Genomic DNA, 26,517 nt, shown 5'->3' with positions numbered 1-26,517 from the left:
AAACGCCGGGCGGCCGGACATCCGGGCCCGCCGTTGCGGGATCCGCGCGCGCAAGGCCGCCATGCTGCAGTGCATCTATCGACCAAGGTAGTAGCCATACTGCTGCATTGCGTCACGGCCCTTGCGTCAAACTTGGGCCGTTGCCGCACGCCCCCGCGCGGCGTCCAGTCACTGGCATCTGGAGGAGGAAGCCATGTCCGACCTGTACCCCGTCAAGCCCGAGTTCGCCGCCAAGGCGAGGATCGGCAAGGACGACTACCAGCGCCTCTACCGCGAATCGGTGGAGGATCCCGAGGGCTTCTGGGCGAAGGCGGCCGAGCGCCTGGACTGGTTCCGCAAGCCGACCGTCATCAAGGACGTCAGCTACAAGCTCGAGGACTTCCGCATCCGCTGGTTCGCCGACGGCGAGCTCAACGCCTCGGTCAACTGCCTGGACCGCCAGCTCGAGAAGCGCGGCGACAAGGTCGCCATCCTGTTCGAGCCGGACGACCCGTCCGCGCCGGTGCAGAAGGTCACCTACCGCCAGCTGTACGAGCGGGTGTGCAAGCTGGGCAACGCCCTGCGCAACCTCGGCGTCGGCAAGGGCGACCGCGTCACCATCTACCTGCCGATGATCCCCGACGCGGTGGTGGCGATGCTGGCCTGCGCGCGCATCGGCGCGATCCACTCGGTGGTGTTCGGCGGCTTCGCGCCCAACTCCATCGCCGACCGCGTCGCCGACTGCGGCAGCAAGCTGATCATCACCGCCGACGAGGGCCTGCGCGGGGCCAAGAAGATCCCGCTGAAGGCCAACGTCGACGCCGCGCTGAAGCTGCCGGGCACCAATACCGTCGAGACCGTGCTGGTGGTGCGCCATACCGGCGGCGCGGTCGACATGCAGGCCCCGCGCGACCGCTGGTTCCACGACGTGGTCGATGGCCAGCCGGCGCAGTGCGAGCCGGAGCGCATGAACGCCGAGGATCCGCTGTTCATCCTCTACACCTCCGGTTCGACCGGAAAGCCGAAGGGCGTGCTGCACACCACCGGCGGCTACCTGCTGTACGCGTCCTACACCCACGAGGCGATCTTCGACCTGCGTGAGGACGACATCTACTGGTGCACCGCGGACGTGGGCTGGGTCACCGGCCACAGCTACATCGTCTACGGCCCGCTGGCCAACGGCGCCACCTCGCTGGTGTTCGAGGGCGTGCCCAACTACCCGAGCGTGTCGCGCTTCTGGGAAGTGATCGACAAGCACCAGGTCACCATCTTCTACACCGCCCCGACCGCGATCCGCGCGCTGATGCGCGAGGGCGAGGCGCCGGTGAAGAAGACCAGCCGCTCCAGCTTGCGCCTGCTTGGCAGCGTCGGCGAGCCGATCAACCCGGAGGCCTGGCGCTGGTACTACGACGTGGTCGGCGACGGCCGCTGCCCGATCGTGGACACCTGGTGGCAGACCGAGACCGGCGGCATCCTGATCTCGCCGCTGCCCGGCGCGGTCGACCTCAAGCCGGGCTCGGCCACGGTCCCGTTCTTCGGCGTGCGCCCGGCCCTGGTCGATACCGACGGCCGCGTGCTCGAGGGCGCGGCCGAGGGCAACCTGGTGCTGCTGGATTCCTGGCCGGGGCAGATGCGCACGGTCTACGGCGACCACCAGCGCTTCATCGACACCTACTTCCGCACCTACCCGGGCACCTACTTCACCGGCGACGGCTGCCGCCGCGACGAGGACGGCTACTACTGGATCACCGGCCGCGTCGACGACGTGATCAACGTCTCCGGCCACCGCATCGGCACCGCCGAGGTGGAGAGCGCACTGGTGGCGCACCCGAAGGTGGCCGAGGCCGCGGTGGTCGGCTTCCCGCACGAGATCAAGGGCCAGGGCATCTACGCCTACGTCACCCTCAAGGCCGGCGAGCAGCCCAGCGACGAGCTGCAGAAGGAGCTGGTGGCCTGGGTGCGCAAGGAGATCGGCCCGATCGCCACCCCCGACCACCTGCAGTGGGCCGCCGGCCTGCCCAAGACCCGCTCGGGCAAGATCATGCGCCGCATCCTGCGCAAGATCGCCGAGAACGCCCCGGACCAGCTGGGCGACACCTCGACCCTGGCCGATCCGTCGGTGGTCGAGTCGCTGGTCTCCGAGCGCAAGGTGAAATGAGGTCGTGATTCGTGATTAGTTATTGGTGATTCGGAAGAGCGAGGCGCCCGCTTCGGTCACCATCGGGGCGGCGGTCCGGCCGCCCCCGCTTTTGCGAACCGCGAATCACGCATCCCCAATCACGGCCCCTATGACCATCCTGATCGCCGACGACCATCCGCTGTTCCGCGAGGCCCTGCGCGGGGCGGTGCAGCGGATCCTGCCGGGCACCGAGCTGCACGAGGCCGACAGCGTGGACGCGCTGTACGCGCTGGTGGAGGCGCATCCGGACGCGGACCTGCTGCTGATGGACCTGAACATGCCCGGCGCGCACGGCTTCAGCGCCCTGGTGCACCTGCGCGCCCAGCACCCGCAGCTGCCGGTGGTGGTGGTCTCGGCGCGGGAGGAGCCGGGGGTGATGCGCCGGGCGCTGGACCACGGCGCGCTGGGCTTCATTCCCAAGTCGGCCGACTCGGAGACCATCGGCACCGCCATCAGCACGGTGCTGGACGGGGAGCGCTGGGCGCCGGCGGCTGCGGCCGCCGCCCCGGCGCTGAGCCGCGACGAGCAGGAAGTGGCCCAGCGCCTGCGCGAGCTGACCCCGCAGCAGTTCCGGGTCCTGCAGATGCTGGGCGAGGGCCGCCTGAACAAGCAGATCGCCTACGACCTGGGCGTGTCCGAGGCGACCATCAAGGCGCACGTCACCGCGGTGCTGCGCAAGCTGGGGGTGGGCAACCGCACCCAGGCCGTGCTGATGGCCGGACGCCTGGCGGTGGATCCGGACGGGCTGGTGGTGCCGCCGGAAGAACAGGACTGATGTCACAAAACCACGGCTAACCAACCCTTCGCAAGGCAAACACGCGGCTGAACGGGAATACTGCAACCCCGTGCCCAGCCCCTTGGTGCGGCGCACAATGATGCGACGCTTTCCTCCGGCCCCTCACCGGGCTCCGGAATGCGACCGAGGGAGACACCCGTGTTGCAAGTCATCGAATCCACCGGCCCCGCCGTCCAGCGGTGCCCCGCGCCGCTGCCGTCCCCGCGGCCGCTGGCCGCCGAGGCCTGGCTGCCGCCGGCCACGCCGCTGCCGATGCCGCGCCAGTCCCTGCGCGAAGGCGAGCTGGCCAGGGTCCGGCCGGCCACCTCGCCGGCCCGCGTCGGCTGGCGACGCGCCGCGGTGGTCGGCTCCACCGCCGTGCTCACCGCCGCCGCCAGCCTGGGCATGACCCAGGTGCTGCGCATTGGCGGCTTGAGCCTGCTGGACCTGATCCTGCTGGGCCTGTTCGTGGCCCTGTTCGCCTGGATCGCGCTGTCGGCGGTGACCGCCTTCGCCGGCTTCTGCGTGCTGCTGTCCCGCCGGCGCAATCCGCTGGGGCTGTCGGCCGACGGCCCGCTGCCGCGCCTGCGCACCCGCACCGCGCTGCTGATGCCGACCTACCACGAGGACCCGGCGCGGGTCCTGGCCGGCCTGCAGGCGGTGTACGAGTCGGTGGCCGCCACCGGGCAGCTGGACGCATTCGATTTCTTCTTGCTCAGCGACAGCCGCCGCCCGGAAGTGGTGGCGGCCGAGGTCGAGCAGTTCCGCGCCCTGCGCGAGCGCCTGGGCGCCGAGGGCCGGCTGTTCTACCGCTGCCGCTCGGACAACCGCGGGCGCAAGGCCGGCAACATCGGCGACTGGGTGCAGCGCTTCGGCGGCGCCTACCCGCAGTTCCTGATCCTGGACGCCGACAGCGTGATGAGCGGCCAGACCCTGGTGCGCCTGGCCGGGGCGATGGAGGCGCATCCGGGCGTGGGCCTGCTGCAGACCCTGCCGCGGGTGGTCAATGGCAACACCCTGTTCGCGCGCATGCAGCAGTTCGGCGGGCGCGTGTACGGCCCGGTGATTGGCCATGGCGTGGCCTGGTGGCACGGTGCCGAGAGCAACTACTGGGGCCACAACGCGATGGTCCGCACCGAGGCCTTCGCCGCGCACTGCGGCCTGCCGGAGCTGCCGGGGCGGGAGCCGTTCGGCGGCCACGTGCTGAGCCACGACTTCGTCGAGGCGGCGCTGATGCGGCGCGCCGGCTGGGCCGTGCACCTGGTGCCGGAGCTGGGCGGCAGCTACGAGGAGGGCCCGCCCTCGCTGAGCGACATGATGGTGCGCGACCGCCGCTGGTGCCAGGGCAACCTGCAGCACATGAAGGTGGTCGGCAGCGCCGGCCTGCACTGGGTCAGCCGCAGCCACATGCTGGTCGGCATCGGCCATTACTTCACCGCGCCGATGTGGGCCATGCTGATGCTGGTCGGCCTGGCGATCCCGCTGTACCACGCCGACCTGGCCTGGGACGGCTTCCAGCTGGCCGGGTTCTCGCCGATCGAGTACTGGACCCGGCACGACGCCGAGCGCGTGGCCTGGCTGTTCGCCGCGACCATGCTGGTGCTGTTCCTGCCCAAGATCCTGGGTTTCCTGGCCATGCTCGCCGACCCGGCCGAGCGCCGTGGCTGCGGCGGCGCGGCGCGCGCCTTCGCCGGCGTGCTGATCGAGAGCGTGCTGGCCGCGCTGATGGCGCCGATCGTGATGTTCCGGCAGTCGCGCGGCGTGGCCGAGGTGCTGGCCGGCCGCGATTCCGGCTGGGAAGCGCAGCAGCGCGACGACGGCAGCGTGCCGCTGTCGGCGCTGGTGCGCAGCTACGGCGGCATCACCCTGTTCGGCGCGTTCATGGGCCTGCTGTCCTGGGCGGTGTCGCCCGGGCTGGCGCTGTGGATGCTGCCGGTGGTGGCCGGCATGGTGCTGTCGATCCCGACCGTGTGGCTGACCTCCTCGCGCCAGGCCGGCCAGTGGCTGCGCCGGCACCGCCTGCTGTGCATCCCCGAGGAACTGCAGCCGCCGCCGGTGCTGCGCCGCGCCGCCGAACTGCGCGCCCGCGCCTGAGCCGCGACGGTGCCCGCGGCGGCGCCTGCCGCCAGCGGGCATACTGTGGGGCTTCGTTTTCCGGGGAATCCCATGCTGCTGCAGACCGTCGAACAGGAAACCGGCGCCAACCCGCAATGGACCGTGCTCTGGCTGCACGGACTGGGCGCCGACGGCCACGACTTCGCCCCCATCGTCCCGGAGCTGGTGCGTCCGCACTGGCCGGCGCTGCGTTTCGTGTTCCCGCACGCGCCGGTGCGCCCGGTGACCATCAACGGCGGGGTACCGATGCGCGCCTGGTACGACATCGTCGGCATGGACTTCGCCACCCGCGCCGACGCGGCCGGGGTGGAGGAATCGATCGAACAGGTCGAGGCCCTGATTGCCCGCGAGGCCGAGCGCGGCATCCCCGCCTCGCGCCTGCTGCTGGCCGGGTTCTCCCAAGGCGGCGCCATCACCCTGGCCACCGGCCTGCGCCGGCGCGAGCCGCTGGCCGGCCTGGTCGCCCTGTCCACCTACCTGCCCGGCGGCACCGCGGCGGCAGCCGCGCGCGAGCCCAACGCGGTGGCCCAGCCGGTGTTCTTCGCCCATGGCAGCGCCGACCCGGTGGTCGCCTTCCAGCACGGGCAGGCCAGCGCGCGCGCGCTGGAGCAGGCGGGTTTCGAGGTGGAATGGCACCACTACCCGATGGCCCACCAGGTCTGCGCGCAGGAGATCGCCGACCTCGGCGACTGGCTGGAACGCCGCTTCCGCTGAGGCGCGGAACGGGGGGGCGGCGAGGACGGATGGCGGCCGGCCGCCGGCGCGGCTACCATGGCCGCGGGGAAAATCCGCAATCCGCCTGATGCACAGCCTGAAGCTGGTGATCGCCGACGACGAGCCGCTGGCGCGCGAGCGCCTGCGCACGCTTCTTGCCGGCGATGCAGGAGTCGAAGTAGTGGCCGAGGCCGGCGACGGCAGCGAGGCGCTGGAGGCCTGCGCCCGCCACCAGCCGCACGCCGTGCTGCTGGACATCGCCATGCCCGGCATGGACGGGCTGGAAGTGGCGCGGCGCCTGGCCGGCAGCGACCCGGCCACCGCGGTGGTGTTCTGCACCGCCTACGACGAGCACGCGCTGTCGGCGTTCGAGGCCGCGGCGATCGACTACCTGGTCAAGCCGGTGCGCCCGGAGCGGCTGGCCGCCGCGCTGGAGCGCGTGCGCGCGTTCCTGACCGGGCGCGGCAACGCCGTCCCGGCGCAGCGCCGCACCCAGCTGTGCGCGCGCCTGCGCGGCAGCCTGCGGGTGATCCCGCTGGAGGACGTGCGCTATCTGCAGGCCGAGGAGAAGTACGTGGTCGTGCACCACGCCCGCGGCCAGGACCTGATCGAGGAATCGCTGAAGTCGCTGGAAGAGGAGTTCGGCGACCTGTTCGTGCGCATCCACCGCAACTGCCTGGTGGCGCGCCGCGAACTGTCCGAACTGCGGCGCGGCCCGGACGGCCACGTCCAGGCCCTGCTGCGCAGCGGCGGGCCGGCCCTGGAGGTCAGCCGGCGCTGCGTGCCGGTGCTGCGCCAGGCCCTGCAGCAGCCCTGAGCGCCAGCCGGGCAGGGGCAGGCCACCGGCGCAAGCGTTCCGCGCAAGGCGCCGGGGGCGTGCTTCGCCGATAATGCGCGCATGGACACCCTGCGCATCGCCACCCGCAAGAGCCCGCTCGCCCTGTGGCAGAGCGAATACGTCGCCGCCCGCCTGCGCGCGGCCCATCCCGGCCTGGAGGTGGTGCTGGTGCCGCTGAGCACCCGCGGCGACGAGGTCCTGGACCGCTCGCTGGCGGCGATCGGCGGCAAGGGCCTGTTCCTCAAGGAACTGGAGCTGGCGATGCAGCGCGGCGAGGCCGACTGCGCGGTGCACTCGCTCAAGGACGTGCCGATGGAGCTGGAGCCGGGCTTCGCCCTGCCGGCGGTGCTGGAGCGCGCCGACCCGGCCGATGCCTTCGTCAGCAACGCCTGCGCCGACCTGGACGCATTGCCGCAGGGCGCGGTGGTCGGCACCTCCTCGCTGCGCCGCCAGGCGCAGCTGCGCGCGCGCCGCCCGGACCTGCAGCTGCGCGACCTGCGCGGCAACGTCAACACCCGCCTGGCCAAGCTCGACGCCGGCGAGTACGACGCCATCGTGCTGGCGTGCGCCGGCCTGCAGCGGCTGGGCCTGGACGCGCGCATCCGCTCCCGCCTGCTGCCGCCGCAGTGGCTGCCGGCGCCGGCGCAGGCGGTGGTGGCCTGCGAGTGCCGCGCCGGCGACGAACGCACCCTCGGCCTGCTGTCGGTGCTGGAGCACGCGCCCACCCGCACCGTGATCGAGGCCGAGCGCGCGCTCAACCGCAGCCTGCACGGCAGCTGCCACGTGCCGGTGGCCGCCTACGCGGAGCTGCGCGGTGACCGCCTGCACCTGCAGGCCCTGGTCGGCTCGGCCGCCGACGGCCGCGCCGTGCGCGCCGAAGGCGAGGGCCCGGCCGCCGACCCGGCGGCGCTGGGCCGGCGCCTGGCCGCCGAGCTGCTGGAGCGCGGCGCCGGCGAGTTCCTGTAGGCCCCGCGCCCGCCCGCACGCCCCGTGCCGCAGCTGGCGCGAGCCGCGCCGGTGGGCCGGGTGCCTGCGAGCCAGGCAAGCGCGGCCGGCAGGGCGGGTCGCCCGGCCTCCGTCGCAGCGGGCCCTGCAACCGCGCATAATCGCGGGCATGGACCGCTACGAACGCATCAACGCGCTGCACCGCATCCTCAAGGCGGCGCGCTACCCGGTGACCGTGCCGCGGCTGCAGGAGGAGCTGGGCTGCTCCCGGGCCACCGTCTACCGCGACCTGGCCTTCCTGCGCGACGCGCTGATGGCGCCGGTGGAGGGCGACGGCGAGGCGGGCTTCCGCTACGCGGCGGCCGAGAGCGAGCGGTTCGAGCTGCCGGGGCTGTGGCTCAGCTCCGAGGAGCTGTACGCGCTGCTGGCCTCGCAGCAGCTGCTGCGGCGCACCGGCGCCGGGGTGCTGTCCAGCGTGCTGGCGCCGCTGCAGCAGCGCATCGAGGGCCTGCTTGCCGCCCAGGCTGGCACCAGCCGCTGGCCGGTGGAGCGGGTGCGGGTGATCCCGCACCGCGGCCGCCGCCTGGACGAGACCAGCTTCCGCACCGTCGCCTCGGCGGTGCTGGAGCGCAAGCGCCTGGCCTTCGAATACCGCGCCCGCTCCACCGACGAGATCACCCGGCGCAAGGTCTCGCCGCAGCGGATCACCCATTACCGCGACAACTGGTACCTGGATGCCTGGGACCACGAGCGCGAGGGCCTGCGCAGCTTCGCCGTGGACCGGATCAGCCAGGCGCGGCTGCTGGACGAGCCGGCGCACGATGTCGAGGACGGCGTGCTGGACCAGCACTTCGCTTCCAGCTACGGCATCTTCTCCGGCGAGCCCAAGGGCTGGGCGACCATCGTGTTCAGCCCCAAGGTCGCGCGCTGGGTGGCCGACGAGCACTGGCACTCGCGCCAGCAGGGCCGCTTCCTGCCCGACGGCCGCTACGAGCTGAAGGTGCCCTACAGCGTCTCGCGCGAGCTGCTGATGGACGTGCTGCACTACGGTGCCGATGCCGAGATCGTCGAGCCGGCGGTGCTGCGCGAGCAGGCCAAGAGCCTGCTTTCGCTGGCGCTGGCGCAGTACGACCGCTGAGGCGGGGGCCATGCTTCCCTCTTCCTCCCGGGGATAGGGGAAGGGCCCGGCAACCCGGCGCCGGCTGGGGCCCGCAAGAAGCGGAACTCCGGGCTCCCCGGGCGCGGGCACCGGTTGCAGCATTGCCCGCAAAGTCGGTGTGCTTCCGTAGGCCCTGGCAGTGATCGCTGCGGCTGGAGCCCGGCTCTCGCCCCCGACCTCCCCGCAGGCGGAGGGGGTACACCATCGCAGCCGGTGAGATGGCCCCCCGGCAACCTGCGCCTCCCAACAAGGAGCCGCAGCCATGTCGAACTGGTCGCCTACCCCCGCCGCCGCCCCCCGCCAACCCGAAGCGGCCGGGGCTCCGGAATCGAACCTGGAAAGGCTGTTGCGCTACTGGTTCGCCACCGGCCTGCTGGGCGTATGCCTGGTGCCGCCGCTGCGCGGTTCCTCCGAGTGGATCGGCTGGTGGCCGCTGTGGCTGGTGGGCATGCCGCTGGCGGCATGGTGGGCGCTGCACCGTTTCCGCCTGCCGCCGGCGCTGCCGGCCGCCGCGCGCCGCCTGCGCCAGCTGCGGCCGCGGGTCCAGGCCCGCCGCCGCGGGGGGCGCCGGGCTTCCGGCTTCGGCCGCCGCGCCGCCGCCTGAGCGCGGCCGGGACCGCCACGGGCCCCTGACCATCGGCATGCGTACGTCCGGCGGGCGCTGTGCTAGCTTCGCCGGCTGTCCCAGTTTCACGGAGTGCGTATGTCGCGTCTTGCCCAGGCCTGCCTCGTCGCTGGTCTCGCCGCCGCCGGGGTGGCCCATGCCCAGGAGCCCAACATGGCCGACGATCCCTACCAGTGGCTGGAGGACGTGACCGGCGAGCGCCAGCTGGCCTGGGTCCGCGCCCAGAACGCCCGGACCGACGCCGCCCTCGCCTCCACGCCCGAGTTCAAGGCCATGGAGGCCGGCATCCGCGAGGTGCTGGACTCCGACGCCAAGATCCCCGGGGTGCAGAAGATCGGGGGGTACTACTACAACTTCTGGAAGGACCGTAACCACGAGCGCGGCGTCTGGCGCCGCACCACGCTCGAGGAGTACCGCAAGCCCAATCCCGCCTGGGAAACGATCCTCGACCTCGACGCGCTGAACAAGGCCGAGGGCGAGAACTGGGTGTGGCACGGCGCCGACTGCCTGCGCCCGGCCTACGAGCGCTGCCTGATCGCGCTGTCGCGCGGCGGCGCCGACGCCGACGTCACCCGCGAGTTCGACCTCAAGCGCAAGGCCTGGGTCGAGGGCGGCTTCTTCCGGCCCGAGGCCAAGGGCGGCCTGAACTGGATCGACCAGGACACCGTCTACGTCTACACCGACTTCGGCGACGGCTCGACCACCGAGTCCGGCTACCCGCGCATCGTCAAGCGCTGGAAGCGCGGCACCCCGCTGGAGTCGGCCGAGGTCGTGTACGAGGGCAAGGACGACGACATGTACATCGCCGCCTTCCACGACGACACCCCGGGCTTCGAGCGCGACTTCGTCAGCCGCACCATCGCCTTCTACAACGACGAGCTGTACCTGGTCGGCAAGGACGGCAAGCTGGCCAAGGTCGACGCGCCCAACTCGGCCAACAAGGGCGTCAAGCGCCAGTGGCTGACCCTGGAGCTGCGCGAGCCGTGGTCCGTGGGCGGCCGCACCTACGCCGCCGGTTCGCTGCTGGCGGCCAACTTCGACGAGTTCATGGCCGGCAAGCGCGAGTTCCAGGTGCTGTTCGAGCCGACCGAGCGCAGCTCGCTGGCCAGCTTCGCCTGGACCCGCTCGCACCTGGTGCTCAACGTGCTGGAGGACGTGAAGAACCGCCTGCACGTGCTGACCCCGGCCGCCGGCGGCTGGAAGCGCAGCGAGTTCGTGGGCGCGCCGGCGTTCGGCACCCTGGCCGTGGGCGCGGTGGACAGCGACGAATCCGACGCGGTGTGGCTGACCGCCACCGACTACCTGACCCCGACCACGCTGTCGCTGGCCGCCATCGGCCAGCCGCCGGAGCAGCTGAAGTCGATGCCGTCGTTCTTCGACAGCAGCAAGCACGCGATCGAGCAGCACTTCGCCACCAGCAAGGACGGCACCCGCGTGCCGTACTTCCTGGTGCGGCCGAAGGACCTGAAGCTGGACGGCAAGGCGCCGACCCTGCTGTACGGCTACGGTGGCTTCGAGATCTCGCTGACCCCGTCGTACTCCGGCGGCCTCGGCCGCGCCTGGCTGTCGCGCGGCGGCGTGTACGCGGTGGCCAACATCCGCGGCGGCGGCGAGTACGGCCCGCGCTGGCACCAGGCCGCGCTCAAGCAGAACCGGCACAAGGCCTACGAGGACATGGCCGCGGTCGCGCAGGACCTGGTCAAGCGCAAGATCACCTCGCCGCAGCACCTGGGCGTGCAGGGCGGCAGCAACGGCGGCCTGCTGACCGGCAACATGCTGACCCAGTACCCGGAGCTGTTCGGCGCGGTGGTGGTGCAGGTGCCGCTGCTGGACATGAAGCGCTACAACAAGCTGCTGGCCGGCGCCTCGTGGATGGCCGAGTACGGCAACCCGGACACTTCCGACTGGGAGTTCATCAGGACCTTCTCGCCGTACCACCTGTTCGACCCGGCGAAGGAGTACCCGCCGGTGATCTTCCTCACCTCCACCCGCGACGACCGCGTCCACCCGGGCCACGCGCGCAAGATGGCGGCGAAGATGATCGATGCCGGCAAGGACGTGACCTACTACGAGAACATCGAGGGCGGCCACGGCGGCGCGGCCAACAATGCCCAGGCCGCGCACATGAGCGCGCTGGCCTACGCCTTCCTCTGGCAGCGCCTGAGCCAGCCGGCCAAGGCCAAGAAGTGATCCCTCGCGCCCCCGGCCCCGGCCGGGGGCGCCTGGTTCCGGGGTCCGCGCGCGCGCGGACCCTTCCGTTTTCCATCCCGGGACCGCATCGATGAGAATGCCCTTCCTGTTCGCACTTGCCCTGCTGATGACCACGCCCCCCGCCATCGCCGCCCCGCCCGACGCCGAGCGCAAGCCGTTCACGGTGACCGCCCCGTTCGGCGCCTCCCGCCAGGACGACTACTACTGGCTGCGCGACGACACCCGCCAGGACCGCCGCATGCTGGCCTACCTGGAGGCCGAGAACGCCTACGCCGACCAGCTGCTGGCGCCGCTGAAGCCGCTGCAGGAGAAGCTGTACGGGGAGATCGTCGCGCGCATCAAGCAGGACGACAGCTCGGTGCCGTACCGCGAGCGCGGCTGGTGGTACTACTCGCGCTACGAGAAGGGCAAGGACTACCCGGTCCACGCCCGCCGCAAGGACGGCCCCGGCGTGGACGCGGTCGCGATCCAGGCCGCCAACGAGGCCGGCGACTTCGCCGCCGAGCAGGTGCTGCTGGACGTCAACCAGCTGGCCGCCGGCAAGGACTACTTCAGCGTCGGCGACTACGAGGTCAGCCCCGACAACACCCTGCTGGCCTGGGCCGAGGACGACGTCGGCCGCCGCCAGTACACCATCCGCTTCCGCAACCTGGCCACCGGCGAGGTCTACCCGGACACCATCAAGGGCGTCTCGCCCAACCTGGTGTGGGCCGACGACAACCGCACCCTGTTCTACGTCGAGAACGACCCGGAAACGCTGCTGACCGTGCGCGTGAAGAAGCACGTGCTGGGCACCCCGGCGGAGCAGGACCCGCTGGTGTACGAGGAGGAGGACGATTCCTTCTACATGGGCATCGGCCGCACCCGCGACGACAAGTACATCACCATCGGCCTGGACAGCACCGTGTCCTCCGAGGTCCGCTACGCCCCGGCCGCGGACCCGCGCGAGTTCCGGGTGCTGGCGCCGCGCCAGCGCGACGTGGAGTACGACGCCGACCACCACGGCGGCCGCTGGGTGATCCGCACCAACGCCGACGGCGCCACCAACTTCAAGCTGGTCACCGCGCCCAGCGACGCCACCTCGCGCAAGCAGTGGCAGGACTGGCTGCCGCACGACCCCGAGGTGTTCATCGAGGAGTACGAGCTGTTCGACGGCTTCACCGCGGTCGGCGAGCGCTCCGGCGGCCTGGAGCGGGTGCGCATCCTGCGCGCCGACGGCAGCCAGCAGTACGTGGCGGCGGACGAGCCGGCCTACTCGATGGGCCTGTCGGTCAACGCCGAGCCGGACACCCAGTGGCTGCGCTACGGCTACACCTCGCTGACCACCCCGGCCACCACCTACGAGCTCAACGTGGCCACCGGCGAGCGCCGCCAGCTCAAGCAGCAGGCGGTGCCGGGCTACGACCCGTCGCAGTACGCCACCGAGCGGCTGTGGGTGGAGGCGCGCGACGGCGTGCGCATCCCGGTGTCGCTGGTCTACCGCAAGGGCTTCCGGAAGGACGGCACCGCGGCGCTGTTCCAGTACGCCTACGGCAGCTACGGCATCTCCATGGACCCGGGCTTCAACGGCCCGGTGGTGAGCCTGCTGGACCGCGGCGTGGTCTACGCCATCGCCCACATCCGCGGCGGCCAGGAACTGGGCCGCAAGTGGTACGAGGACGGCAAGCTGCTGCGCAAGCAGAACACCTTCAACGACTTCGTCGACGTGACCCGCGCCCTGGTCGCGCAGGGCTATGCCGCGCCGGCCCGGGTCGCGGCCATGGGCGGCAGCGCCGGCGGCCTGCTGATGGGCGCGGTGGCCAACCAGGCGCCGCAGGACTACAAGGTGATCGTGGCCCAGGTGCCCTTCGTGGACGTGGTCACCACCATGCTCGATCCGTCGATCCCGCTGACCACCAACGAGTACGACGAGTGGGGCAACCCGGAGCAGCCGCAGTACTACGAGTACATGCTCAAGTACTCCCCGTACGACAACGTGCGCGCCCAGGCCTACCCGGCGATGTTCGTCGGCACCGGCCTGTGGGACTCGCAGGTGCAGTACTGGGAGCCGGCCAAGTGGGTGGCGAAGCTGCGCGACCTCAACACCGGCAGCGCGCCGATCGTGTTCCGCACCAACATGGACGCCGGCCACGGCGGCAAGTCCGGCCGCTTCCGCCGCTTCCGCGAGCAGGCCGAGTACTACGCCTTCGTGCTCGACCAGCTGGGCGTGGCCGAAAAGCCCTGACCCGGGCGCGTGCGCGGGCCTGCCGCCCGCGCACGCCATGCCTTCCTGCAGCGTCCGTGGCCGGGCGGCCACGGACGCGCCACGCCCGCCGGCCTATGATGCGCCGATGGGCAACCGCGACCGCTTCCGCTGGGCCTGGTGGCTGCTGGCCTACGCCAGCCTCGGCGTGGGCATCCTCGGCATCTTCCTGCCGGGCCTGCCGACCACGGTCTTCATCCTGGTCGCGGCCTGGGCCGCGGCACGCGGCTCCGATCGGCTGGAACGGCGGCTGCTGGAGCATCCGCGCTTCGGTCCGGTGATTGGCGCCTGGCGCCAGCACCGCGCGGTACCACGCCGGGCCAAATGGGCGGCGACCTGGGCGATGCTCGCCTGCGCCGCGGTCCTGCTGGGGGTGATGCTGGCCGTGCCCTCGCACCGCGCCTGGATGGTGGTGCTGCCGGTTGCCTGCATGGCCGTGGTCGGCACCTGGCTGTGGCTGCGCCCGGAGCCACCGGAGGGCGCCGATCCGCCGCCGTGAATGGCAGCCGGCGAACCGGCCTGCACCAGCGCGTCGCTATACTCGGCGCATGGACACCATCCGACGTTCCGCCTTGCTCCTGGCACTTGCCGCGCTGCCGCTGCTGGCCGCCTGCGGCAACAAGGGCCCGCTGGTCATGCCGCAGAAGCCGGTCCCGGTCGAGGACCCGGCGCCCGCGCCGCCGGCCAGTTCCCCGGTGGAGCCGGACGCGCCCGCGCCGGGCGCCGTTCCCACCACCCCGGCCGGGCCGCTGCCCGTGCCGGAGGACGCAGGCGCGGACGATGGCGATGGCTGAGCGCCTGCGCTTCAGCAAGATGCACGGGGCCGGCAACGACTTCGTCGTGCTGGACCTGCGCGATGGCAGCCCACCGCCGGACGCGGCACTGGCCGCGCGCCTGGCCGACCGCCACCGCGGCGTGGGCTGCGACCAGATCCTGACCATCGAGCCGCCGCGCAGCGCCGGCGCGGTGGCCGCCTACCGCATCTGGAACGCCGACGGCAGCCCCTCGGGGCAGTGCGGCAACGGCGCGCGCTGCGTGGCCGCCTGGCTGGTGCGCGACGGTGCCGCCCGCGGCGAACGCTTCGTGGTCGACAGCCCCGCCGGCATCCACCAGGTGCAGGTACTGGGCGACGACCGCTACGCGGTCGACATGGGGGCGCCGCGCTTCGCCCCGGCTGCGGTGCCGCTGGCCGGGTTCGAGGCCGAGGCGGCGGAGTACGCGCTGGAGCTCGATGGCCGCCGCGTCGTGTTTGGCGCGGTGTCGATGGGCAATCCGCACGCGGTGATCGAGGTAGGCGACGTGGGCGCAGCCGACGTGGCCGGGCTTGGCGCCGCCCTGCAGGCCTCGCCCGCGTTCCCGCAGTCGGTCAACGTGGGCTTCGCCCAGGTGCTGGCGCCGGACCACGTGCGCCTGCGCGTGTACGAGCGCGGCGTGGGCGAGACCCTGGCCTGCGGCAGCGGCGCCTGCGCCGCGGTGGCCGCGCTGGTGCGGCGCGGCCGCATCGCGCGGCAGGCCACGGTGTCGTTGCCGGGCGGGGACCTGCGCATCGGCTGGGCGGCCGACGACGCACCGATCATCATGGCCGGACCGGCCGCATTCGTATTCGAAGGGGAGTGGCAGGCATGAGCGAGACCCAGGAGAAACTCGGCGCGCACGAGGTGGCTGCCTGGCTGCGCCGGCACCCGGATTTCCTCAAGCAGTTCCCCGACCTGGCGCAAAGCCTGGTGGTGCCGCGCGAGGACGGACGCACCGCCTCGCTGGCCAGCTACCAGCTGGAGGTGCTGCGGGAGAAGAACCGCGAGCTGTCGCGGCGGCTGGCCGACCTGTCGGCCAACGCCCAGGTCAACGAGCAGCTGGCGGTGCGCACCCACCAGCTGACCCTGTCGCTGATGCGCCAGGACAGCCGCGCAGAGACCCTGCGCGCGATGGCCGCCTCGCTGGCCGAGGACTTCGCCGGCGACCTGGTGCGGATCGTCTCGTTCCGCCCGGTGGCGGGCCTGGAGGACGCCGAGTGGCTGCGCGTGGTGGCCGAGGACGCGCCGGAACTGGGCGCGTTCCGCGACGCGCTGGCCTCCGGCGAGCCGCTGTGCGGGCGCCTGCAAGCGGACAAGAACGCGGTGCTGTACGGGCAGGCGCGCGAGCAGGTGCAGTCCAGCGCGTTGCTGCCGCTGGCCGGCACCGGCCTGGTCGCGGTCGGCAGCCACGACCCGAACCGCTTCTACCCGGGCATGGGCACCCTGTTCCTGCGCATGATGGGCGAGGCCCTGGCCACCGCGCTGGCGCGCTTCGACGCCCAGCCCTGAGCCCGGCACGCGCCCGCCGCGCCGCGGCGGGCGCATGATGCGACCCATGTCCCCGGCCCCGGCGCCATGACCACGAACGGCATCGACGATTTCCTCGAGCACCTGCGGGTGGAGCGGGCGATGTCGCCGCACACCCTGGACGCCTACCAGCGCGACCTGCAGGCGCTGCAGGACTGGGCTGCCGCGCGCGGCGCCGCGGCCGCCCGCCTGGACGGCGCGCAGCTGCGCGAGTTCATCGCCAGCGAGCACCGCCGCGGGCTGTCGCCGACCAGCCTGCAGCGGCGCCTGTCCGCCTGCCGCAGCTACTACGCCTGGCTGCTGAAGCACGGCGCGATCGCCGCCAGCCCGGCCACCGGCCTGCGCGCGCCGCGCGCCCCGCGCAGGCTGCCCCAGGTGCTGGACGTGGACGAGGCGGTGCAGCTGGTGGAAGTGGACACCGACGCCCCGCTGGGCCTGCGCGACCGCGCCCTGCTGGAACTGTTCTATTCCTCCGGCCTGCGCCTGAGCGAGCTGTGCGCGCTGCGCTGGCGCGACCTGCAGCTGGAGGAAGGACTGGTCACGGTGCTCGGCAAGGGCAGCCGCCAGCGCACCGTGCCGGTGGGCTCGCACGCGCGCCGCGCGCTGCAGGAGTGGCGCAAGTCCACCGGTGCAGGCGCCGACGATTTCGTGTTCCCCGGCCGCGGCGGCCGCCCGATCAGCCCGCGCGCGGTGCAGGTGCGGATCCGCCAGCTGGCCGCGCGCCAGGGGCTGTTCAAGCACGTGCACCCGCACATGCTGCGGCACAGCTTCGCCAGCCACGTGCTGGAGTCCTCCGGCGACCTGCGCGGCGTGCAGGAACTGCTCGGCCATGCCGACATCGCCACCACCCAGATCTATACCCACCTCGATTTCCAGCACCTGGCGAAGGTCTACGACGCCGCGCACCCGCGCGCCCGGCGCAAGGGCTAGCGGCGGGCGGCGCAGGCCGGCCCGGAGATGCCCCGCAGGCGATTCCGGCGTACCCTGCCTGCGTCGCCCCGCCGGGTTCCAGCGGCGGGCCATCCTGGGCAGGGTAGCGCCGCAACCGGCAGCGCCCGCGGGCAGTGGAGGACGAGGATGCATTCCCGCGACGAGAAGCTGTGGACCGTGCTGCGCCTCGTGCTGGCGGTGCTGATCGCCGCGCATGGCTGGGCACGCCTGTTCGCCGGCGCGGTGGCGCCGTTCGGGCAGTGGCTGGACGGCCTGGGCTTCATGATCGGACCGGTGATCGCCTGGGGCGTGACGCTGTACGAGATCGTCGGCTCGGCCCTGTTCGCGCTGCGTCGTTTGGTGTTCCCGCTGAGCCTGGGCTTTGCCGCGATCTACCTGGCGGGACTGGTGCTGGTGCACCTGCCCGAGGGCTGGTTCGTGGTCGGCCTGGGCCGCAACGGCATGGAGTACAGCGTGCTGCTGGTCTGCGCCCTGCTATGCGTGGGCACGCATTACCGGGAGTCGCGACCGCGCTCCTGAAGCCCGGCACCCGGAGGCTACCAATGAAGCCGGAACAACTGCGCCAGTATGCGCTCTCACTGCCGGAGGCCAGCGAGGCCCCGCACTTCGACTACGCCTCGTTCCGGGTCGGGGGCAGGATCTTCGCGACCATGCCGCCGGACGGCAAGCACGCGCACCTCTTCCTCGACGACGAGCAGCGGGAACTGGCGGTCCGTTTGCATCCGGCCTGGGTCGAGACCCTGACCTGGGGCAGCAAGGCGGTGGGGGTGCGCATCCGCCTGGCCGGCGCCAACCCGAAGATCGTGGCCGCGCTGGTCCGCCTGGCCTGGGAGCGCCGGGCGCCCAGGGCGCTGCGCGGCGGCTGAGGCGCCGGGACGCCGCAGCTGCGTGCCAGCGGCCCTGGCCAGATCGAAGTTCCGGCCGCTCAGTCGCGCCGCAACAGCCACCAGGCCGCCAGCCCGATGCCCAGCCCGGCGATGATGGCCTTGGCCGGCGAGCGGCGCACGTCCTGGCACAGGCCCTCGACGATGTTCACCCGGTCGGCGGCAACCAGCGCCAACCAGTGGCCGATGTCGTTCTCGCTGCGGCGGAAGGCGGCGCGGCGGATCGCGCCGCTGAGGCCCTTCGGTGGAAGGCGGGTGCCGAACGTGCGCGAATGCTCCGGCCGCTCGACCGACTTGAGCACCTCGACGGTCATCGGCTGCCGCGGCGGCGGGTCGCTCCACGGCACGTCCAGCCGTGGTGGGGTGCGTTCCATTGGCACAGCCGGGCGGTTCCCGCGTTCCAGGTCCGAACCCCAGCCGGGGATGTGGGCGTAGCTGCTGCGATCCATGGTCTGCTCCTGTGCGCGCCGGCTCATGCTTCCGCCCGCGCCGAAGGCGGGACCAGCACGGTCTTGATGCAGTTGTCGCGCTTGTTGACGAAGATGTCGTAGGCGTCGGCCACGTCCTCCAGCGGGATGCGGTGGGTGATGACCTCGCGCGGGGAGATGTGGCCTGCGCGGATGTGCTCGATCAGCCGCGGCAGGTGGCGCTTCACGCTGGCCTGGTTCATGCGCAGGGTCAGGCCCTTGTTCACCGCGTTGCCGATCGGAATCATGTTGAAGGTCGGCCCATAGACACCGACGATCGAAATGCGCCCGCCCTTGCGCGCGCTGTTGATTGCCCAGTGCAGGGCGATCGGCGAGCCGGCCTGCAGCATCAGGATCTTCCCGGTGATGCCGTGGAACGCGCTGCCGGTGGCGTCGCAGCCGACCGCGTCGATGCACACGTCCGCGCCCAGCCAGTCGGTGATCTTCTTCAGGTGGGTGGCGACGTCATCGACCTCGCGGAAGTTGACCGTCTCGGCGTGGGCGAACTTCTTCGCGAACTCCAGGCGGTAGTCCTCGCAGTCGACCACGATCACCCGGCCGGCGCCGAAGAACCACGCGCTCTTGGCCGCGAACAGGCCGACCGGACCGGCGCCGAACACGACCACGGTGTCGCCCTCGCGGATGCTGCCCATCTCCGCGGCCTGGTAGCCGGTGGGGAAGGCGTCGGTCAGCAGCACCGCGTCCTCGATGTGGATGTCCTCGGGGATCACGGTCGGGCCGACGTCGGCGAAGGGCACGCGCACGTACTCGGCCTGGCCGCCGTCGTAGCCGCCGGCGGTATGGGTGTAACCGTAGAAGCCACCCATTGCGCTGGCCTGCGAATTGACGTTGTGGCAGTTGCCGTACAGCTCCTTCTGGCAGAAATAGCAGCTGCCGCAGAAGATGTTGAACGGCACCAGCACCCGGTCGCCCACCTTCAGGTTCTGCACCGAGGGCCCGACTTCCTCGACCACGCCGCAGAACTCGTGGCCGATGATCGAGCCGACCCGGGTGTCGGGCACCAGGCCGTTGTAGATATGGATGTCCGATCCGCAGATGCAGGTGCGGGTGACGCGCACGATGGCATCGTTCGGATGCTCGATCTCCGGCTCGGCGACATGCTCGATGCGCATCTTGCGGGGGCGGCGGTAGGTGGTGGCCAGCATTGGGATCTCCACTCGGATTGCTGCGCCGGGGGCCCGGCCAGGCGTACGACCTTGGCGCCAGAGCCGTGAACAGCACGCGTCGCCGACGTGGCGGGGGCGTGGAGGTGCCGCGCCGGAGCCTGCACGTTCTGCAGTGCCGACGGTCCGGCAGATGCTCCGCAGCCGCCTGCCAGCCGCCGCGGGCCGGACCCGAGGGCGGCAGGCCGCCAATCGCGGGCAGGAACCCGGCCGGTGCCGCGTCCGCGTGCGGTGGATGGACTTGCGGCGACGCGGCCTTGCCGGGCCCGTGGAAGGGGATCGCACGCGCAGCTGCCAGCGAGGCGTCGCGTGCGGAGACTGCCCGCCGCGGTCCCGGTTGCCGCGAGCGGTGGACTGCTGGGCTGCGGCCTGGATGGCGCGGCGATGGCGGGCCTGGCCTGGCCCCGGTGGGGATCCGGGCCCTGGATGCCCAATGGGCTTGCGCGCGGTGGTCATCGCCGGCGGGCGCCAGGCCTGGCGGCGGCCGGCTTGAACCGGTCCGGGTCAGCCCCCACTGAGGGAGCTATCGATCCCCGGAGTGCCGCATGGACCCCAGCCAGAACCCCAATGTGTTCCACGCCACCACCATCGTCTGCGTGCGCCGCGGCGACAAGGTGGCCATCGCCGGCGACGGCCAGGTGACGCTTGGCCACACGGTGATGAAGGGCAACGCGCGCAAGGTGCGCCGCCTGGGCCGCGACGGCCAGGTACTGGCGGGCTTCGCCGGCGCCGCCGCCGACGCCTTCACCCTGTTCGAACTGTTCGAGGCCAAGCTTGAGAAGCATGGCCAGCTGACCCGCGCCGCGGTGGAGCTGGCCAAGGACTGGCGCACCGAGCGCCGCCTCGGCAAGCTCGAGGCCCTGCTGGCGGTGGCCGACAAGGAAACCTCGCTGGTCATCAGCGGCACCGGCGACGTGATCGAGCCGGAGGACGGCATCATCGCCATCGGTTCCGGTGGCAGCTACGCGCTGTCGGCCGCGCGCGCCCTGCTGGCGCATACGCAACTGGACGCCCGCACCATCGCCACCGAGGCGATCGGCATCGCCGGCGACATCTGCATCTACACGAACCGCAACGTGGTGGTCGAAGAGCTGTGAGGAAGAACCGGGATTCAAGAGCCGGGATTCGTGATTCGGGATTGGTGATTCGTAGAGAGCAAAGCGCTCCTTCAACTCACTTCCGTCGCGAACCGGCCCGGTGCTGCTTCTTCCAGCCACAAATCACGAACCACGAATAACGAATCACGGATCCCCCAGATGACCGCGAACAATTCCCCGACCATGACCCCGCGCGAGATCGTGCAGGAGCTGGACCGCCACATCGTCGGCCAGCAGGCCGCCAAGCGCGCGGTCGCGATCGCCCTGCGCAACCGCTGGCGGCGCATGCAGCTGGACCCGGAGCTGCGCAACGAGGTGATGCCGAAGAACATCCTGATGATCGGCCCCACCGGCGTGGGCAAGACCGAGATCGCGCGGCGCCTGGCGACGCTGGCCAACGCCCCGTTCGTCAAGGTCGAGGCCACCCGCTTCACCGAGGTCGGCTACGTGGGCAAGGACGTGGAGCAGATCATCCGCGACCTGGCCGATACCGCGGTCAAGATGTACCGCGAGCAGGCCAAGGCGCGCGTGCGCCTGCAGGCGGAGGAACGCGCCGAGGAGCGCATCCTCGACGCGCTGCTGCCGCGCCGCGCGGTGCCGGGCTTCGGCGGCGGCACCGCCGAGGTGCAGGTGTCCGGCCCGGAGGATTCCACCCGCGCCAAGTTCCGCCGCATGCTGCGCGACGGCGAGCTGGACGACCGCGAGATCGAGCTGGAGCTGGCCGCCGCCGCCCCGGGCGTGGACATCATGACCCCGCCGGGCATGGAGGAGATGGGCCAGCAGCTCAAGCAGATGTTCGCCAGCCTCGGCGGCGGCCGCACCCACAAGCGCACCCTGACCATCCGTGCCGCGCGCCCGCAGCTGATCGAGGAGGAGGCCGCGCGCCTGGTCAACGAGGACGACGTGCGCGCCGCGGCGATCGAGGCCTGCGAGCAGCACGGCATCGTGTTCATCGACGAGATCGACAAGGTCGCCAAGCGCGGCGAGAACGTGGGCGGCGGCGACGTCTCCCGCGAGGGCGTGCAGCGCGACCTGCTGCCGCTGGTGGAAGGCTCCACCGTGTCCACCAAGTACGGCACGGTCAGGACCGACCACATCCTGTTCATCGCCTCCGGCGCCTTCCACCTGGCCAAGCCCTCGGACCTGATCCCGGAGCTGCAGGGCCGCTTCCCGATCCGCGTGGAACTGGGCGCGCTGAGCAAGGAAGACTTCGTGCGCATCCTCACCGAGCCCAAGGCCGCGCTGACCCGGCAGTACGTGGAGCTGCTGGCCACCGAGGGGGTGAAGCTGGAATTCACCACCGACGCCATCGAGCGCATCGCCGAGATCGCGGCCCAGGTCAACGAGCGCCAGGAGAACATCGGCGCCCGCCGCCTGCACACCGTGCTCGAGCGCCTGCTCGACACCCTCAGCTACGAGGCCCCGGACCGCGATGGCCAGGCGATTACCATCGACCGCGCCTACGTGGACCAGCACCTGGGCGAACTGGTGCAGGATCCGGACCTGAGCCGCTACATCCTCTGAGCGCTCGCGACGCCTGGCATGGAAGGGCCGGCACCATGGCGGTGCCGGCCCTTCTTGCTAGCGGAAAGCCGCCTGGGCGCGCCCGCGCAGCGCAACGCCGGTGCGCGACCTGGCCACGCCGGCTTTCTTCGCGCTCCCGGCCGAAGGCTCGCGCGGCGCGGCCGCGGTCGTCGCGCGCCGGCCCGGGCGCGAGGCGGCGGCGTTGTTGCCGAGTGCCAGCTCGCCCATCACATCGGATGATTCGCGGTTGATCCGGGCCAGCTGTGCCTCGAAGTGCTCCAGGGCGCGGCTGAACAGCTGCTCCTTGCGCAAGGTGCGCGTGATCGTGGCCGATTCCCTGGAGCGTCCCTGCGTGGTTGCCGCCACGCGCTGGCGCTGGGCCAGGTCGCGCTGGCGGTCGCGCAGTTCGCGGGTGCGCCGGATCAGGGTGGCCAGCTGTTTCACTTCGTACGGCCCGCGCGCCTGCAGCAGCTGCTTCTCGCGGGCATTGAGCAGGGCGGACTGGGCGGGCGTCATCCTCATCTGAGGTCCTCCGTCTTCGTCGGGCGTGCCCTGGATCATGCGGAGCACGGCGTGCAGGCCGTGCGATTTGTGCCGCCCCGCGGGCCACGCGCCACCCGGCGGACGTGCCCCGGGTCTGCTTCGCGATCTGCGAGCCTCCGCGCGCGTCATGCAGCGGAATCGCCGATGCCTGCTTCACTGCGCCGGCGGTGGTGGCGCGTTCCTCGGCGGCTGGTGGCTGGCGCTTTAGAGGGCCTTCATCGCACAGCGTTCAGCGCGGCCATGGCGGCAGGGCGAAGGCCTCGTCCTCGACGCACGCTACCAGGCGCTCGCCCGGCTGCTGCATCGGCACCACGCCGGCGGTGAAGGCCGAGAACGCCGGCAGCACGGTCAGGCGCTCGCGCAGCCAGAACGCCGGCCAGCGCCGGCGCATGCCGGGCAGGGCGGCCAGGGGGTGCAGGTGGCCGCACAGCACGTGCGCGTCCGGCGCCGGGCGCGGCTCGTGGCGCAGCAGGAACGGGCCATCGCGCTGTTCGCTGCCGGCGTCCTCGACACCCAGCGCGGCCGCGTCCAGGGCGCGGTCGTGGTTGCCGCGCAGCACGCGGATGCGCAAGCCGGGATGGCCTGCGCGCCAGGCCTGCCACGCCGCCAGCCAGTGTGCGCGCGGTGCCGGGCCGTGCAGGAGGTCGCCGAGGATCCACAGCACCTGGGCCGGATGCGCGGCCAGCAGGGCATCCAGGCGCTGCAGGTCGTGCGCGGTGCCGCCGCCGGGGATGGCGATCCCCGTCCTGGAATCGGCGCACGCGGGCGCCTGCGCGATCAGTTCCTCGGGCAGGTCGTAGTGGAAATCGGACTTCTTCAAGGCAGCGGCGGAAGGCATCGCCCTTGCCCAGGTGCAGGTCGGCCACCAGCAGGGCGCGCGCGCGTGGGCGCCAGAGCGCGCGGCCACCCAGCAGGTGCACCGGCTCGCCGGCCAGCCGCGTGCGCCACTCAGCGTCCATGGCGGCGCTCCAGCCGTTTCTGGGATCGCGTCGACAACTCGGCGTCGCAAGGCGCACGCGGGTTTCATCGCCCTGCAATGTTCGCGAAGAAAAATTTGAAACGCACTGGCGACTACCATGCCGCGCTGCCACCGACCGGTGGCCTTTCTTTTTTGGCAGAACCCGATGAAGCGCACCACTTGCAGCAGAAACCGCCTGTTCGTCGTCATCTCCGGCATCCTGGCGCTCGCGCCGGCGGCCCCCGGCATGGCAGAAGATGCAGTCGCCGCCGACACCCCGGTCAGCACGCTCGACGCCGTGCGCGTCGTGGCGGACTACGGCTACCAGCCCGTCGACGTGAAGCGGGACGCCGACGTCATCGTCGATTCGGTCACGTACAACGACCTCGAGGCGCCGACCGGCGACAACTCCATCGCTTCGATGCTGGTCCAGGTCCCGGGAGTCAGCTTCGAGGGCGACGGCGACGAGCCGCGCTACATCACCATTCGCGGCATCTCCGCGGACCTCAACGTGACCACGCTGGACGGCCTGGCGCTGGCGACGACCGGCGAGAACGGCGGCGGCAGCCGCCGCGTCAACCTGCAGCTGATCCCCAGCGACATCGCCGAACGCGTGGACGTATTCAAGGCGTTCACCGCGGAACAGGATGCCGCCGCCATCGGCGGTGCGGTCGACATCGTCACGCGATCGGCCTTCGCCACGGCCAGCCCCTACTTCATGGCCGACGCCTACGGGATCTATTCCAGCTTCGAGGGCCCGGCCGGCGAGAACGCGGGCGGCGCCGGCAGGTCGCACTGGGGCAAGGGCCTGAAGACCGCGTTCGCAAGCCGTTTCGGCGCCGACGAGCAGTTCGGCGTGGTGTTCACCGCGCGCTACCAGGACCGCGTGCGCAACTCCAGCAAGATCTGGAGCGACGCGCGCACCTATTTCAACGAGGCCGGCCAGACGATCGCCGCGCCCGACCCGGCGCTGGGCTGGGACGGCAACAACTCGCTGACGAAGCTGGCCTGGGGCGACTACAGCAACGTCATCACCAACAAGGGCGCCTCGCTCAAGCTGGAGTGGCGCCCCCGCGAGGACGTCGACGCCTTCGCGATGGGCTATGCCTACAACCGCCGGGAATCGTCGACGATGAACTCGACGAACCTGCTGGGCAACCCCCGCAACTTCCCCGAACGGTTGCGGGACAGTGGAACGGTGGCCGTGGACTACATCCAGTCCGTGGTGCGCTACAACCAGTGGGACCGCACCGCCAGCGGCCTGATCAGCGGCATGGACTGGCGGCTGGGCGACCTGTCCGACCTGTCGCTGCGCGCCGGCTACACGCGCGAGGTCTACAAGGACACGCAGCCTTACCTGCAGACGCGCACGACGCCGCGCGGGCAGTACTTCAGCTACCGGATGAGCGAGCTTCCGGAGCTCGCCGGATACACCGGCGACCCGCTCTCCAACACCTACGTGCTGCGCTCGGCGGAGATGACCTACACCCGGGCGCAGCAGAACGTCCTCGACCTGCGCGCCGACTACTCATTCAACGTGGCCCCCGGCGCGACCGGCCTGGGCTTCGTGACCGGGGTGCGCTGGAGCCGCCTGCGCATGGACAAGGACGTGGACAGCATACGCAAGGTCACCGGCAGCGACGCGACCGGATACATGTACGACCCCGGCTATTCGCACCACGGCAGCAACGGCTTCGTCGTGCCGTGGCCGGACTACGACCGCTTCTACGGCAGCGTGTTCCCGAACCTGCCGGTCGACCAGGCGGCCACCCGGCACCACAGCACGATCTCCGACTACGCCTACGAGGAAGAAGTCGCCAACGCCTACCTGTCGCTGCACTACGCGACCGACGCGACCCACTACATCCTCGGCTTGCGCTACGACGATGCGAGCTTCGATGCCCGCACCCCGCTGACCCTAGACGGCACGCTCACCGACCAGGTCACCCGGCCGAGCGGCGAGTACAGGAGCTGGCTGCCGTCGTTCAACGTCGTCCACGATCTCGGCGAGAACTGGAAGCTGCGAGGCTCGGTGAGCCGCACCATCGGCCGGCCCACGCCCGGGCAGCTCGCCCAGGCCGAGAGCCGCACCTGCGGCGAGGAAACCAGCGGCTGCAGCATCACCCGCGGCAACCCCGATCTCGACCCCCGCCGCGCCGACAACTACGACCTGGCGATCGAGCGCTACTTCGGCGGCAGCGCCCTGGTCGCGCTGACCGCGTTCCGCAAGGACATCGCCGACGACATCTTCACCCTCACCACCGAAGAGGTCGTCGACGGGCTGACCAACCGCATCCGCCAGCCGATGAATGCCGAGAAATCGATGATCCAGGGCCTGGAGCTCGCCCTGGTGAACCGTTCGTTCGGCTTCCATCCGAACCTGGGCGCCTCGTTCAACGTCAGCTGGCTCGACGGCGAGATGAACTACGTTGCCGACGGCAGCGGCCGCAAGCTCGACCGCATGCAGTACCAGCCGGACTGGATGGCCAACCTGACGCTGAGCTACCGCATCCCCGCGATCCGCGGCACCGCGCGCCTGTCGGTGAACCACCAGGACGACTACCTCGGCTCCATCGGCTCCACGCCATGGAACGACAAGTTCGTCAACCGGATGACCACGGTCGATCTCTCCTTCTGGCACCAGGTGGGCGAGCGCTGGACGTTCAAGTACGAGATCGACAACCTGCTGGATGCGAGCCCGGAGTGGTACCACGCGCGCGACATCGGCGGCACGATCTCTCAGCGCGACGAGTACGGCCAGGGCGTGTACTTCCACGCCATCTATTCGTTCTGACCCGCCTTCGCG

At 71.4% G+C, this 26,517-nt stretch carries 23 protein-coding genes and 1 pseudogene; 20 read left to right on the top strand and 4 right to left on the bottom strand.

The features are described 5' to 3' along the window. Window positions 1-193 precede the first annotated feature (193 nt). The 17 genes from acs (at window position 194) to EIM48_RS03730 (ending at window position 17,920) form a co-directional block, all read left to right on the top strand. On the top strand, window positions 194-2,137 hold the full coding sequence (acs, locus tag EIM48_RS03810; RefSeq protein WP_019398979.1) for an acetate--CoA ligase: 1,944 nt from the start codon (window positions 194-196) through the stop codon (window positions 2,135-2,137). Between the two features lie 130 nt (window positions 2,138-2,267). After that, window positions 2,268-2,933, top strand: a complete 666-nt coding sequence (locus EIM48_RS03805) for a response regulator transcription factor (protein WP_019398978.1) — start codon at window positions 2,268-2,270, stop codon at window positions 2,931-2,933. A gap of 159 nt (window positions 2,934-3,092) precedes the next feature. Continuing rightward, window positions 3,093-5,027, top strand: a complete 1,935-nt coding sequence (gene mdoH, locus EIM48_RS03800) for a glucans biosynthesis glucosyltransferase MdoH (protein ID WP_233581621.1) — start codon at window positions 3,093-3,095, stop codon at window positions 5,025-5,027. A gap of 72 nt (window positions 5,028-5,099) precedes the next feature. Beyond that, window positions 5,100-5,762 carry a dienelactone hydrolase family protein gene (locus tag EIM48_RS03795; RefSeq protein ID WP_125111101.1) on the top strand — a complete coding sequence of 221 codons (663 nt, stop codon included), beginning with the start codon at window positions 5,100-5,102 and terminating at the stop codon, window positions 5,760-5,762. A gap of 88 nt (window positions 5,763-5,850) precedes the next feature. Further along, window positions 5,851-6,579, top strand: a complete 729-nt coding sequence (locus EIM48_RS03790) for a LytTR family DNA-binding domain-containing protein (protein WP_199728371.1) — start codon at window positions 5,851-5,853, stop codon at window positions 6,577-6,579. Window positions 6,580-6,660: 81 nt separating this feature from the next. Continuing rightward, on the top strand, window positions 6,661-7,566 hold the full coding sequence (gene hemC / locus EIM48_RS03785; protein WP_019398830.1) for a hydroxymethylbilane synthase: 906 nt from the start codon (window positions 6,661-6,663) through the stop codon (window positions 7,564-7,566). 148 nt (window positions 7,567-7,714) lie between these two features. Then, on the top strand, window positions 7,715-8,683 hold the full coding sequence (locus EIM48_RS03780; RefSeq protein ID WP_028914427.1) for a YafY family protein: 969 nt from the start codon (window positions 7,715-7,717) through the stop codon (window positions 8,681-8,683). Between the two features lie 283 nt (window positions 8,684-8,966). Further along, complete coding sequence (locus EIM48_RS15730) at window positions 8,967-9,308, top strand: hypothetical protein (protein ID WP_026010563.1); 342 nt, start codon at window positions 8,967-8,969, stop codon at window positions 9,306-9,308. Between the two features lie 99 nt (window positions 9,309-9,407). Beyond that, complete coding sequence (locus tag EIM48_RS03770; RefSeq protein WP_125111100.1) at window positions 9,408-11,519, top strand: prolyl oligopeptidase family serine peptidase; 2,112 nt, start codon at window positions 9,408-9,410, stop codon at window positions 11,517-11,519. 97 nt (window positions 11,520-11,616) lie between these two features. Further along, window positions 11,617-13,764 carry a S9 family peptidase gene (locus EIM48_RS03765; RefSeq protein WP_233581620.1) on the top strand — a complete coding sequence of 716 codons (2,148 nt, stop codon included), beginning with the start codon at window positions 11,617-11,619 and terminating at the stop codon, window positions 13,762-13,764. A gap of 106 nt (window positions 13,765-13,870) precedes the next feature. After that, complete coding sequence (locus tag EIM48_RS03760) at window positions 13,871-14,281, top strand: YbaN family protein (protein WP_125111098.1); 411 nt, start codon at window positions 13,871-13,873, stop codon at window positions 14,279-14,281. Between the two features lie 49 nt (window positions 14,282-14,330). Next, a complete protein-coding gene (locus EIM48_RS03755; protein WP_125111097.1) occupies window positions 14,331-14,576 on the top strand; it encodes a lipoprotein in 246 nt (81 codons plus the stop codon). Then, complete coding sequence (dapF, locus tag EIM48_RS03750; RefSeq protein ID WP_125111096.1) at window positions 14,563-15,408, top strand: diaminopimelate epimerase; 846 nt, start codon at window positions 14,563-14,565, stop codon at window positions 15,406-15,408. The genes EIM48_RS03755 and dapF overlap by 14 nt, the downstream gene beginning before the upstream one ends. Continuing rightward, window positions 15,405-16,085: a DUF484 family protein gene (locus EIM48_RS03745; RefSeq protein ID WP_019398822.1), complete on the top strand. Its 681-nt coding sequence runs from the start codon at window positions 15,405-15,407 to the stop codon at window positions 16,083-16,085. Before dapF ends, EIM48_RS03745 begins: the two co-directional genes overlap by 4 nt. Before the next feature lie 66 nt (window positions 16,086-16,151). Further along, window positions 16,152-17,033, top strand: a complete 882-nt coding sequence (gene xerC, locus EIM48_RS03740) for a tyrosine recombinase XerC (protein WP_125111095.1) — start codon at window positions 16,152-16,154, stop codon at window positions 17,031-17,033. Between the two features lie 147 nt (window positions 17,034-17,180). After that, on the top strand, window positions 17,181-17,573 hold the full coding sequence (locus EIM48_RS03735) for a DoxX family protein (RefSeq protein ID WP_051403602.1): 393 nt from the start codon (window positions 17,181-17,183) through the stop codon (window positions 17,571-17,573). Between the two features lie 23 nt (window positions 17,574-17,596). Beyond that, window positions 17,597-17,920, top strand: a complete 324-nt coding sequence (locus tag EIM48_RS03730) for an MmcQ/YjbR family DNA-binding protein (RefSeq protein ID WP_019399940.1) — start codon at window positions 17,597-17,599, stop codon at window positions 17,918-17,920. A 59-nt stretch (window positions 17,921-17,979) separates the two neighbouring features. On the opposite strand, the gene EIM48_RS03725 is transcribed toward EIM48_RS03730, so the two are convergent. Both EIM48_RS03725 and EIM48_RS03720 read right to left on the bottom strand, forming a co-directional pair. Further along, on the bottom strand, window positions 17,980-18,387 hold the full coding sequence (locus EIM48_RS03725) for a hypothetical protein (protein WP_233581619.1): 408 nt from the start codon (window positions 18,385-18,387) through the stop codon (window positions 17,980-17,982). 23 nt (window positions 18,388-18,410) lie between these two features. Beyond that, window positions 18,411-19,571, bottom strand: coding sequence for a zinc-dependent alcohol dehydrogenase (locus tag EIM48_RS03720; protein WP_019399938.1), 1,161 nt, complete (start codon window positions 19,569-19,571; stop codon window positions 18,411-18,413). Between the two features lie 563 nt (window positions 19,572-20,134). Here EIM48_RS03720 and hslV point away from each other — a divergent pair. Further along, window positions 20,135-20,686 carry an ATP-dependent protease subunit HslV gene (gene hslV / locus EIM48_RS03715; protein WP_019399937.1) on the top strand — a complete coding sequence of 184 codons (552 nt, stop codon included), beginning with the start codon at window positions 20,135-20,137 and terminating at the stop codon, window positions 20,684-20,686. 159 nt (window positions 20,687-20,845) lie between these two features. Next, window positions 20,846-22,210 carry an ATP-dependent protease ATPase subunit HslU gene (gene hslU / locus EIM48_RS03710; protein ID WP_028914432.1) on the top strand — a complete coding sequence of 455 codons (1,365 nt, stop codon included), beginning with the start codon at window positions 20,846-20,848 and terminating at the stop codon, window positions 22,208-22,210. Between the two features lie 57 nt (window positions 22,211-22,267). Here hslU and EIM48_RS03705 read toward each other — a convergent pair whose 3' ends face one another. Continuing rightward, complete coding sequence (locus tag EIM48_RS03705; protein ID WP_019399935.1) at window positions 22,268-22,732, bottom strand: hypothetical protein; 465 nt, start codon at window positions 22,730-22,732, stop codon at window positions 22,268-22,270. Between the two features lie 250 nt (window positions 22,733-22,982). After that, window positions 22,983-23,712: pseudogene (locus tag EIM48_RS03700) on the bottom strand (metallophosphoesterase). Window positions 23,713-23,877: 165 nt separating this feature from the next. Here EIM48_RS03700 and EIM48_RS03695 point away from each other — a divergent pair. Further along, complete coding sequence (locus EIM48_RS03695) at window positions 23,878-26,505, top strand: TonB-dependent receptor (protein ID WP_019399933.1); 2,628 nt, start codon at window positions 23,878-23,880, stop codon at window positions 26,503-26,505. Window positions 26,506-26,517: the final 12 nt, after the last annotated feature.

It is taken from the genome of Pseudoxanthomonas sp. SGNA-20 (genome assembly GCF_003931635.1).
Taxonomy (GTDB): Bacteria; Pseudomonadota; Gammaproteobacteria; order Xanthomonadales; family Xanthomonadaceae; genus Pseudoxanthomonas.
The sequence above is the reverse complement of the archived record's forward strand: the minus strand, read 5'-3'. Positions and strand labels throughout refer to the sequence as shown.